The sequence below is a fragment of the Streptomyces sp. NPDC104761 genome (genome assembly GCF_055583445.1).
The window spans coordinates 41,204-52,658 of record NZ_JBVJNZ010000030.1; the positions used below are offsets into that span (position 1 = coordinate 41,204).

The following is an 11,455-nucleotide window of genomic DNA, read 5'->3' on the forward strand; positions in this document are numbered from 1 at the left end:
GACGCGGTACGTCCGCCTCTACGCGCCGGTCGCCCCGCCCGGCGATCACCACGGGCGCGCGGACACGGCACGGAGGACACTGTTGCCGACCGTCCCACCGGCCGTGATGAGGTACCGATGGCGTATGGCCTGGCCCGTCGTGAACTGCGACCGAGGGTTCCACTGCGCCCGGGTGAGGGCGACAAGCACCGCCTGACGAGCCTGGAAGGCCTGGCCGCGCTCTCCCTGGACGCGCTCAGCTCCGTCGCGTACGGCCCCGAGGCGATCGTGCTCGCCCTGGTGGTCGCCGGCACCGGGGCGCTCACCGCCACCCTGCCCATCACCCTGGCGATCACCTTCCTGCTCGCGGTCCTCGTCGTGTCGTACGGGCAGGTCATCGCCGTTCACCCGGACGGCGGTGGCGCCTACGCCGTCGCCAAGGCCGACCTCGGCGCCACCGCGAGCCTGCTGGCCGCGGCCAGCCTGGTCGTCGACTACGTCCTCACCGTCGCCGTCAGCCTCGCCGCCGGTGCCGACGCGCTGGTCTCCGCCTTCCCGGCCCTCGCCCACGACAAGCTGCTCGTCTGCCTGGCCGGCCTGGCCCTGCTGACGGCCGTCAACCTGCGCGGCGTGACCGAGAGCGCCCGGGTGCTGATGCTGCCGACGCTCCTGTTCATCGCCGCGATCCTCGGTGTCGTCCTGCTCAGCCTGCTGCGCGGGCACCCGGTCGCCGTCGTCGGCACCGACCGGCCCGTGCACGCGACCGAGGCGCTGAGCGCGCTGGTGATCCTCAAGGCGTTCTCGTCCGGCTGCTCGGCGCTGACCGGCGTCGAGGCCATCGCCAACGCCGTGCCGATGTTCCGCATCCCGAGCGTCAAACGCGCCCAGCGCACCGAGCTGATGCTGGGCGCGCTGCTCGGAACCATGCTGATCGGGCTGGCCGTCCTGATCCACCGCGACCACGTGGCGCCGCGCGGCGGGGTCACCGTCCTCGCCCAGCTCACCGCGGGCGCCTACGGCACCGGCTGGCCGTACTACGCCACCAACCTGATCGTCACCCTCGTCCTGGGCCTGGCCGCCAACACCAGCTTCGGCGGACTGCCGGTGCTCATGAGCCTGCTCGCCCGCGACCACCGGCTGCCCCACCTCTTCGGCCTGCGCGCCGAACGCCCGGTCTACCGCTACGGCGTGGCCACTCTCGCTCTGCTGGGCGCCGTGCTGCTGCTCGCCACGGACGCCGACACCCACCGTCTGCTCCCGCTCTTCGCCATCGGCGTCTTCGTCGGCTTCACCCTCAGCCAGTCCGGTCTGGTCCGGCACTGGGCGACCCAGCGCCCGCCGGGCTGGAAGCGCCGCGCGATCGTCAACGGCACCGGCGCCGTGCTCACCACCCTCGCCGGGGTCATCCTGCTGTTCACCAAGTTCCTCTCCGGCGCCTGGGTCGTCGTGATCACCGTCCCGCTGATGATGCTGCTGTTCGCCCGCATCCAGCGCTACTACACCGACGTGGGCGAGGAACTGGGCCTCGGCCGTATCCCGGAACCGCCCGCCCGGCGCACCGCGAGTCTGGTGATCGTGCCGGTCGGCGAGGTCAGCAAGCTCGCCCGGCACGCCCTCGGCGCCGCACTCGCCCTCGGCGACGAGGTGGTCGCGGTCGCGGTGCACGCCGACCCGGCCAGGTCCCGGGCGCTGGAGGAGGCATGGGCGCGCTGGAACCCCGGCGTGCGTCTCGACATCATCGACAGCCCGCACCGCTCGCTCGTGCAGCCGGTCGTCGACTACGTGCAACGGGCGGCGGACGGGCGTCAGGTGGCCGTGCTCATCCCTGAGGCGGAGCCGAGACACCGGCGCTACGAGATCCTCCAGAACCAGCGCGGCCTGCTTCTGGCCGGCGTCCTGCGGGCCCGCACCGACGTCGTGGTGTGCATGCTGCCGTACCGGCTGAAGCTCTGACGGCCGCCTTGGTCGGCCCCCTGGGCGGACAGTGCCCCCGCCCCTCGTAACGTTCGCCAGCCTTGTCGAAACTTTCAGATCGATCTGGTCGCTCGGGACCTGGAGGGGCGATCGCACCCCAGGCGCCCGGGAGCCGGTCCAGAGCCCGAGGTGGCGAGCGGGATCACCGCTCGGCCCTCGGCATGTAGTCACCGACGGGACGGCCGCCTTCGACGGGTTCGCGTATGCGCCGATCAGCTGCTGCGTGACACCTTGACGCTCCTGATGCGCCTTTCTAGAGTCGCCGTTCGGAATGTTCGGCAAGTAAACCGAATGTTTCGAAAGAGGGTGGCCCCCACCCCTTCCACGGACAGGAGTCGCACCATGTCCCGTACCCGGCTCAGCATCGCCGGTGCCCTCGCGGCCGTACTCGTCGCGGTCGGAGTGGCCACCGGGCCCGCCGCCCAGGCCCACGGCCGGCAGCCCACCCTCGCCGAACTGGCCCAGCGCCAGGGCCGCTACTTCGGCAGCGCCACCGACAACCCCGAACTCACCGACACCGCCTACACCAAGCTCCTCGGTACCGAGTTCGACATGATCACGCCCGGCAACGGCATGAAGTGGTACGCCACCGAACCCCGGCAGGGCGTCTTCGACTGGACCAACGGCGACCAGATCGTGAACCTCGCCCGCGAGAACCACCAGCGGGTCCGCGCCCACACCCTGGTCTGGCACAACCAGCTGCCCGACTGGCTCACCGCACGCGACTGGACGGCCACCGAACTGCGCGGGGTCCTCAAGAAGCACATCCAGACGGAGGTGCGCCACTACCGGGGCAAGGTCTACTCCTGGGACGTCGTCAACGAGGCCTTCAACGAGGACGGCAGCTACCGCGAGACCCTCTGGTACAAGACGCTCGGCCCCGGCTACATCGCCGACGCGCTGCGCTGGGCCCACCAGGCCGACCCGCACGCCAGGCTCTACCTGAACGACTACAACATCGAGGGCCTCGGCGCGAAGAGCGACGCCTACTACGCGCTCGCGCAGCAGCTGAAGGCGGACCACGTGCCGCTGGACGGCATCGGCTTCCAGGCTCACCTCGCCCTCCAGTACGGCTATCCGGCCACCCTGGAGGACAACCTCCGCCGCTTCTCCCGCCTCGGCCTGGACACCGCGCTCACCGAGGTGGACGTACGGATGCAGCTGCCGGCCACCGACGAGAAGCTGGCCGAGCAGGCGACCTGGTACGCGGATCTGACGAAGGCGTGCCTGGCCGTGCGCAGGTGCGTCGGCATCACCGTCTGGGACTACACGGACAAGTACTCGTGGATCCCGGCGGTCTTCCCCGGCGAGGGCGCGGCCCTGCCCTGGGACGAGCAGCTCGCCCCCAAACCTGCCTACGTCGCGCTGCGCGCAGCGCTCGGCTACACCGGGTAACCGTGCCCGGACGCACATCGGGGCCGGGGCGCACCATGTGTGTGCGTCCGGCCCCTGCTGGTCACCGGGCGGAGCGGCGGGGCCGCCCGGGGTGGTGCGGTGGGTCCGTCAGGCGGCGGTCACCACGCGGGCGGCACCGAGCGGGCGGTGCGGCGCGATGATCTGGCCGTCGGGCAGGAGCTCACCGGTGTCCTCGAAGAGCAGGACGCCGTTGCACAGCAGGCTCCACCCCTGCTCCGGGTGGTGCGCCATGAGGCGGGCGGACTCCCGGTCGGCGGATTCGGCTGTCGGACACGGCGGCTGGTGCTGGCACATGGATAGGGTCTCTCGCTCGGTCGTGGTCATGTCGTCCCCCGTGCTGATGAGTCGGTCGGAAACCAGTGTTGCCTTCCGGGCGTTGCTCCGCAGGGATTTCGCTGCACCGCTTCTCACAGGTTGGAGACGCGTCACCCACGCGGACGGTTCAGCTCCGCAGGGTTGCCCATTCGGATGGTTTCGCATGGCCGGACAGGGCTAGTCCGGACGGTGGGCCCCGTATCCCGCCACCGCCGTACCCCGCCACTTGTCCGGCAGCGGCGGGGTGCGGCGGTGGCGGGGCTCAGGCGGGCGTGATGAGCAGGGGGGCCGGGGTGATGCGGTGGGTCAGCACCGGGAGGAGTTCGGCGACCAGGTGCGGCCGGTGGGCCGCGATGCCGGGCGGGGCGGGGGCCAGCGGGACCAGCAGGTCGGTGCCGGCCGGGTGCCCCTCGGCGCCGTCCGCCGTGCAGTCGCCGTGCAGCCACAGGGTGAGCATGTAGAGGCCCGGAAGGGACAACAGGCGCGGCTGGTACGTCTGTTGCAGGGCTTCGGCCTGGTGCAGGGCGCGTTCGGTGGAGGTGATGTAGGGGCCCTCGAAGAAGTGCGAGAAGGCCCAGCCGTCCGGGGTGAGCATCGTCTCGGCCGCGGCCACCGCCCGGTCGCCTGAGCGGATCAGGAAACGCCAGCCGGCCAGCCGGGTGGCGGACACCCCTTCCGGGGTGATCCGGTCCATGACGTGCACGGGAAGGGGGAGTTCGGGTGTCGTGGGTCCCTGCGCGGCGCGCAGGGAGGGGGTGCGGGCCTCGCGGACCGCGGTGGGGGAACCGAGGGCGGTGAGGACGGAACGCAGTGCGGGCGCGGGGGCAGGAGGGACTTGCAGCGGCATGGTGGGTCGCCTCTCGTTCGACAGGCGCGACGGCGCGAGGGCAGGGGCGGACGGCGCTGTCAGCTCACAGGAAGTCAGAGAGGCGGGGGCCCGGTTCGGTGACGAGAGGTGCGGGCGGTGCCTGCCGCACGTCGCTCAGGCGGCAGGAACCAGACCGTGGGCGCCAGCCTTCTGCCTTTTTCGCGGAGTTTATACGACGCCTGTTCAGGTGGTGTTTCACCGGGATGTTTCACAGAAGACAGCAAGGCGCAATTCGGCCATTGATTGGTGTGGAATCCTCCCGATTTCCAGCCCGTCGGGACCCCGCTGACCTCGGTTTACGAGGCTGTCGCGGTCGGCCGGATGTCATCGGCGTTTTTCACGAGGGGAACGGGGAACCCGAAGTTGCATGCGGCGTCATGCCTCGTGAATGTGCCGCGGGACACATTCCAACAGAGTAGCGGGTGCAGGTGCGGCGCGCGACGTTATCGATCGCTTCCGCTGGGCATCATCCCACCTGGACTCGGGACACCGGCGGCCGGAACCCCGGCCCGCCCATTCGAGGAGGGACCCTTCGATGGGGGAGAAGGTCGCGGCGGGCCGGTTCGACCTGTCCGATCGCCGGCACTACCGTGAAAAGCTCCAGGACTGCCTGGCGGGGCTGGAGCGGCTGCTGGTGGAGAAGCGGTTCGACCGCCCCAAGAACCTCATGGGAGTCGAGATCGAATTGAATCTGGCGGGCTCCGACGGCATGCCGAGAATGCTGAACGGACAGGTTCTGGAACGTATCGCGAGCCGTGATTTCCAAACAGAACTCGCCATGTTCAACCTTGAGGTGAACATCGCCCCACACCGGCTCGGCGGGCGGGTATTCGACCGGCTCGCGGAGGAACTCCGCACCTCGCTCGCCTACGCCGACCGCAAGGCGGGCGAGGTCGACGCCGGGATCGTGATGACCGGCATCCTGCCCACCCTGGAGCGGGACGACCTGGTCTCGGCGAACCTCTCCGAGGTGGACCGCTACACCCTGCTCAACGACCAGATCGTGGCCGCCCGGGGCGAGGACTTCCTGCTCGACATCGAGGGCGTCGAGCACCTCGTGTGCACGTCGAAGTCGATCGTCCCGGAGGCCGCCTGCACCTCCGTGCAGCTGCACCTCCAGGTCACCCCGGCCCGCTTCGCCGACGTGTGGAACGCGGCGCAGGCGGCGGTCGCCGCGCAGATCGCCGTGGGCGCGAACTCCCCGTTCCTCTTCGGCCGCGAACTGTGGCGGGAGTCCCGCCCCCCGCTGTTCCTCCAGGCCACCGACACCCGCCCGCCGGAGCTCCAGGCACAGGGCGTCCGGCCGCGCACCTGGTTCGGCGAACGCTGGATCAGCTCGGCGTTCGAGCTGTTCGAGGAGAACCTGCGTTTCTTCCCCGCCCTCCTCCCGATCTGCGACGAGGAGGACCCGCTGGCCGTCCTCGACGCGGGCGGGGTGCCGAAGCTCGCGGAACTCGTCCTGCACAACGGCACGGTGTACCGCTGGAACCGGCCGGTCTACGGCATCGCCGACGGCGTCCCCCACCTGCGCGTCGAGAACCGGGTGCTGCCGGCCGGGCCCACCGTCACCGACATCGTCGCCAACGCGGCGTTCTACTACGGCCTGGTGCGCGCCCTCGCGGAGGAGTCCCGCCCGGTGTGGACACGGCTGCCGTTCGCCGCGGCCGAGGCCAACTTCGACAGGGCGTGCCGCGACGGCATCGACGCGCGCCTGGTCTGGCCGAGGCGGGCGCGGTACGGCGGCGGTACGGCCGAAGTGGACGCGGTCACCCTGGTCCGCGACGAGCTGCTGCCGCTGGCTCACGCGGGCCTTGACGCGTGGGGGGTGGAGCCCGCCGACCGGGACTTCTACCTGGGCGTGATCGAGGAGCGGTGCCGCAGGCGGGTCAACGGGGCGTCCTGGCAGGCGGCTACGTTCCACCGGGCGCTGGAGCGGGGGCTGCCGAGGGACGCGGCGCTGGCGGCGATGACGCGGCGGTACGCGGAGCTGATGAACGAGGGGGAGCCGGTGCACACCTGGCCGGTGGGCTTACTGGAGCCGGTGCCGTTGGGGTGAGGCCGACGGGGGGCGCGCCGTGAGGGGTGCGGTGCGTTGCCGGGTGCCGTGCCGTGGGGGCTGGTCGCGCAGTTCCCCCGCGCCCCTTTACGGGGCGCTGCTGCGGGGGTCGGTCGCGTCTGCTTCAGGTTGATCGGGCAAGCTGTGATGTCCCGTGGTGAGGATGACCGTGGGGCGTGGGTTTGCTCGACTGAAGGCAGGGGTGCAGGTGGAGGCGGACCAGGTGGCCGGTGCTTATCCGCTGGAGCGGCCCTCGCGACGGATGTTCAGGGACGAGACACTGCTCGTCCTGGGACTCTCGCTCGGGGCCAGCGGGGTGTCCGCCCTGATCAGCTTCATCGGGTCGGTCACCAAACCGGGCGGTCTCAAGGACCAGGCGGCGACCCTGAACGCGTCGGCCGCGCCCGGCCGTCCCTGGCTGGACCTGGCCTGGCAGCTCTTCGGCATCGCGACGGCACTCGTCCCCGTCCTCCTCGTCGCCCACCTCCTCCTGCGCGAGGGCGCGAGCCTGCGCACGCTGGGCTTCGACCGCACCCGCCCCTGGCCCGACCTCGGGCGCGGTGCGGCGATCGCCTCGGTGATCGGCAGCGCCGGGATCGCCTTCTACCTGGCCGCACGCGGCCTCGGCTTCAACCTCACGGTGGTCCCGGAGGCGCTGCCCGACGTGTGGTGGAAGTACCCCGTGCTGATCCTCTCCGCGATGCAGAACGCGATCCTCGAAGAGGTCATCGTGGTCGGCTACCTGCTGCGCCGCCTCGACCAGCTGGGCTGGACCGCCGGCACGGCGCTGGTGGCCAGCTCCGTCCTGCGCGGCTCCTACCACCTCTACCAGGGGATCGGCGGCTTCGTCGGCAACATGGTGATGGGCGTGGTCTTCGTCTACCTGTACCGGCGGTGGGGCCGGGTGGGTCCTCTGGTGGTGGCGCACAGCCTGCTCGACATCGGCGCGTTCGTCGGCTACGCGCTGCTCGCGGGCAAGGTGGGCTGGCTGCCTACGGCGTGAGCAGATCGCCGTCGATGACGGTGACCGCGCGCCCGGTCAGCAGTGTGCGGCCGCCGCGCAGCGAGGTCCGGACGAGCCCGGAGCGACGGGAGGCCTGCAGCCCCGTGAGATCCGCCCTCCCCAGCCGTCCGGACCAGTGCGGCGCGAGGGCGGTGTGGGCGCTCCCGGTCACCGGGTCCTCGTCGATCCCGACGTTCGGGAAGAAGCAGCGGGAGACGTAGTCGTACCCCTTGGCCGGGTCCTCGGCGCGGGCGGTGGCGATGATTCCGCGCGAGGAGTGGGCGCCGAGGTTCCTGTGGTCCGGGGAGAGGCCGCGGACCGTCTTCTCGTCGGCGACTTCGACGAGGAGGTCGCCGATGTTCGCCCCGGTGTCGAACACGGCGACGGGCTCTGCCCCGAGCGCTTCGGCGACACCGTCGGGTGCGTCGACTCGCGTGAGCGGCGCGGTCGGGAAGTCCAGCGTGACGGCTCCGTCCGGACCGGTGGAGGCGATCAGCACCCCGCTCCGGGTGGCGAACCGCACGGGTCCCTCGTGCGCCCCCGTGCCGTGCAGGACGTGCGCGGTGGCCAGCGTGGCATGCCCGCACATCGCGACCTCCGTGACCGGCGTGAACCACCGCAACGCCCAGTCCGCGTCCCCGCCCTGGGGCAGGGGGTGCGCGAACGCGGTCTCGGCGTGGTTCACCTCCATGGCGACGTTCTGCATCCACCCGTCGTCAGGAAAGGAGTCGAGCAGCACGACCCCGGCCGGGTTCCCGGAGAAGGCCCGCTCCGCAAAGGCATCGACGATTCGAATCCGCATGCCGAAGAAACTAGGCCCAGCACACCACACCTGCCCAAGGCCAATCCCGGAGTCCTGGCCCGATTTCCACCAAGTGCCGGCGGGCCGTGGGTGGGGACGCTCACCGGCGCTTCCCGGGTGCCGCCGCGCCCACACGTGCCGCCCCAGCGGCACGACTGCCCGCAGCTGAGGAGCCCCGTCCGGACCGCTGCGGAAGGAACCGCGCCGGCAAACGCGACGACACCGCACCGACTCATGCACGGCGGCCACCACAGCGCGCCCCTCAGGGACGCGGCGGCGCGGCCCCTCAGGGGCGCGGGGAACTGCGCGGGCAACCACGACGGTGCCGCACCGGCTCATGGCCGGTGGTCCACCACGGCGTCCTGTGAGGGGCGCGGGGAACTGCGCGAAATGGCACGACGGTGCCGCACCGGCCGCTCGACCCCTCGTCCCACGGCGGCGCGGCCGCTCAGGGGCGCGAGGAACTGCGCGAAAAGGCACGACGGTGCCGCAGCGGCCGCTCGACCCCTCGTCCCACGGCGGCGCGGCCCCTCAGGGGCGCGGGGAACTGCGCGACAACGCACCACGGCGCCGCAGCGGCCGCTCGACCGGTTGTCCCACGGCGCCGGCGCCCAGGCGTCCCCCGGGCAGGACGAAAGGGCCGACCCGTCACCAGGTCGGCCCCCCCCCTGAGCGGAACGCTCAGTCCGTGCCGAGTTCCATCGCCGCCCGGTCCAGCAGCTCGTCGGCGTCCGGCGTAGCCTCCCCGCGGGACGCGATCGCCTCGGCGCCCCCCTCCGGCATGCTGCCGATCAGACCGGTCGCCGCCGCCTGCGCCGCCCCGATCGCCGGGTTGGCGGAGCCGATCAGGCCCAGCCCCGCGTACTGCTCCAGCTTCGCGCGGGAGTCGGCGATGTCGAGGTTACGCATGGTCAGCTGGCCGATCCGGTCCACCGGACCGAACGCCGCGTCCTCGGTGCGCTCCATCGACAGCTTGTCGGGGTGGTAGCTGAACGCCGGACCGGTCGTGTCGAGGATCGAGTAGTCCTCGCCGCGCCGCAGCCGCAGCGTCACCTCACCGGTGACGGCCGCGCCGACCCACCGCTGCAGGGACTCCCGGATCATCAGCGCCTGCGGGTCCAGCCACCGGCCCTCGTACATCAGCCGCCCGAGCCGCCGGCCCTCGTTGTGGTACTGCGCGACCGTGTCCTCGTTGTGGATCGCGTTGACCAGCCGCTCGTACGCGGCGTGCAGCAGCGCCATGCCCGGCGCCTCGTAGATGCCCCGGCTCTTGGCCTCGATGATCCGGTTCTCGATCTGGTCGGACATGCCGAGCCCGTGCCGGCCGCCGATCGCGTTGGCCTCCATGACCAGCTCGACGGCGGTCTCGAAGTCCTTGCCGTTGACGGTGACGGGGCGGCCCTGGTCGAAGCCGATCGTGACGTCCTCGGGCAGGATCTCGACCTCGGGGTCCCAGAACCGCACGCCCATGATCGGCTCGACGGTCTCGATGCCGTTGTCCAGGTGCTCCAGGGTCTTCGCCTCGTGCGTGGCGCCCCAGATGTTGGCGTCGGTGGAGTACGCCTTCTCGGTGCTGTCCCGGTACGGCAGCCCGTGGGCCACCAGCCACTCGGACATCTCCTTGCGGCCGCCGAGCTCGGTCACGAAGTCCGCGTCCAGCCAGGGCTTGTAGATCCGCAGGTGCGGGTTGGCGAGCAGGCCGTACCGGTAGAACCGCTCGATGTCGTTGCCCTTGAAGGTCGATCCGTCGCCCCAGATCTGGACGTCGTCCTCCAGCATGGCCCGCACCAGCAGCGTGCCGGTGACGGCACGGCCGAGCGGGGTGGTGTTGAAGTACGCCCGCCCGCCCGAGCGGATGTGGAACGCACCGCAGGTGAGCGCGGCGAGGCCCTCCTCGACCAGCGCGGCCCGGCAGTCGACCAGGCGCGCGATCTCGGCGCCGTAGGTGTGCGCACGGCCGGGCACCGAGGCGATGTCGGGCTCGTCGTACTGGCCGATGTCGGCGGTGTAGGTGCACGGGACGGCGCCCTTGTCGCGCATCCACGCGACCGCGACCGAGGTGTCGAGCCCACCGGAGAAGGCGATGCCGACGCGCTCGCCGGCGGGAAGGGAGGTGAGGACCTTGGACATAGGAAGATTATGCATGAGAACGCATGGTCATGCAACGCTCCTGCGGGAGACTCGCCAAGGTGCTTGTCATCCGAACGCTTCCGATATATCGTTGAGTCATCGCGAAAGATACGCGACAGATCAACGATGGATGGAGTGATTGCGATGCGTTCCCACGGATTCGAGCGTGGACATGGCCAGGACGGCCCGCACGGGCGGGGCGGCTTCGGTGGGCGTGACGGTCGGCGTGCGGCGTTCGGGCCCTTCGGGCCGGGGGGCCCCGGCTTCGGTCCCGGCGGCCCCGGTTTCGGACCGGGCCACTGGGGGCCGCGCGGACGAGGTGGTCCCAGGGGAAGGGCGCGGCGCGGTGACGTGCGGGCCTCGATCCTGGCCCTGCTGAAGGACCGCCCGATGCACGGTTACGAGATGATCCAGGAGATCGCCGAGCGCAGCGGCGGCGCGTGGAAGCCCAGCCCCGGCTCGGTGTACCCCACCCTTCAACTGCTGGAGGACGAGGGCCTGATCGCGAGCGAGAGCGAGGGCGGCAAGAAGCTGTTCTCCCTCACCGACAGCGGCCGGACCGCCGCGGACGAGGGCCCCGACGCCCCCTGGGAAGAGGCTTCCCGCGGGGTGGACTTCGAGGCCCTGAACGAGATCCGGCAGGCCGGCTTCGGTCTGATGGAGGCCTTCGGGCAGGTCTGGAAGACCGGCAGCAAGGAACAGCGCGAGAAGGCGCTGGCCGTCATCAACGAGACCCGCAAGAAGCTGTACCTCATCCTCGCCGACGAGGACTGACCCTCGGGCGGGAGACGGGGCCGGGGGGGGGGGGGGGGGGGGGGGGGGGGGGGGGGGGGGGGGGGGGGGGGGGGGGGGGGGGGGGGGAGGGGGGGGGAGGGGGGGGGGGGGGGGTGCCGAATGGGGGTATGTCTGGGG

At 71.3% G+C, this 11,455-nt stretch carries 9 protein-coding genes; 5 read left to right on the forward strand and 4 right to left on the reverse strand.

All coding sequences use genetic code 11. The annotated features are described in order from the left end of the window. Positions 1–117: 117 nt before the first annotated feature. Positions 118–1,932, forward strand: a complete 1,815-nt coding sequence (locus ACZ63F_RS41825; RefSeq protein WP_469719184.1) for an APC family permease — start codon at positions 118–120, stop codon at positions 1,930–1,932. Positions 1,933–2,295: 363 nt separating this feature from the next. Beyond that, on the forward strand, positions 2,296–3,348 hold the full coding sequence (locus ACZ63F_RS41830) for an endo-1,4-beta-xylanase (RefSeq protein WP_469719186.1): 1,053 nt from the start codon (positions 2,296–2,298) through the stop codon (positions 3,346–3,348). A gap of 108 nt (positions 3,349–3,456) precedes the next feature. Here the strand turns inward: ACZ63F_RS41830 and ACZ63F_RS41835 are convergent, their stop codons facing one another. Together ACZ63F_RS41835 and ACZ63F_RS41840 are read right to left on the reverse strand one after the other, a co-directional pair. After that, the gene (locus ACZ63F_RS41835; RefSeq protein ID WP_093505643.1) at positions 3,457–3,663 is read right to left on the reverse strand and encodes a DUF5999 family protein; all 207 of its coding nucleotides are present in this window, start codon (positions 3,661–3,663) and stop codon (positions 3,457–3,459) included. A 283-nt stretch (positions 3,664–3,946) separates the two neighbouring features. Then, a complete protein-coding gene (locus ACZ63F_RS41840; protein ID WP_469719187.1) occupies positions 3,947–4,531 on the reverse strand; it encodes a hypothetical protein in 585 nt (194 codons plus the stop codon). Positions 4,532–5,087: 556 nt separating this feature from the next. On the opposite strand from ACZ63F_RS41840, the gene ACZ63F_RS41845 reads away from it, so the two are divergent. Next, complete coding sequence (locus tag ACZ63F_RS41845) at positions 5,088–6,608, forward strand: glutamate-cysteine ligase family protein (protein WP_469719189.1); 1,521 nt, start codon at positions 5,088–5,090, stop codon at positions 6,606–6,608. A gap of 202 nt (positions 6,609–6,810) precedes the next feature. Continuing rightward, entirely contained in the window at positions 6,811–7,611 is an 801-nt protein-coding gene (locus ACZ63F_RS41850; RefSeq protein ID WP_093505649.1) for a CPBP family intramembrane glutamic endopeptidase, read from the forward strand. Here the strand turns inward: ACZ63F_RS41850 and ACZ63F_RS41855 are convergent. After that, the gene (locus ACZ63F_RS41855; protein WP_469719191.1) at positions 7,601–8,413 is read right to left on the reverse strand and encodes a PhzF family phenazine biosynthesis protein; all 813 of its coding nucleotides are present in this window, start codon (positions 8,411–8,413) and stop codon (positions 7,601–7,603) included. The two genes, ACZ63F_RS41850 and ACZ63F_RS41855, sit on opposite strands and share 11 nt — an antisense overlap. 681 nt (positions 8,414–9,094) lie before the next feature. Next, positions 9,095–10,543: an argininosuccinate synthase gene (gene argG / locus ACZ63F_RS41860; RefSeq protein ID WP_469719193.1), complete on the reverse strand. Its 1,449-nt coding sequence runs from the start codon at positions 10,541–10,543 to the stop codon at positions 9,095–9,097. Between the two features lie 144 nt (positions 10,544–10,687). Between argG and ACZ63F_RS41865 the strand changes: the two genes are divergently transcribed. Beyond that, positions 10,688–11,317: a PadR family transcriptional regulator gene (locus ACZ63F_RS41865; RefSeq protein ID WP_469719195.1), complete on the forward strand. Its 630-nt coding sequence runs from the start codon at positions 10,688–10,690 to the stop codon at positions 11,315–11,317. The last annotated feature ends 138 nt before the right edge of the window (positions 11,318–11,455 follow it).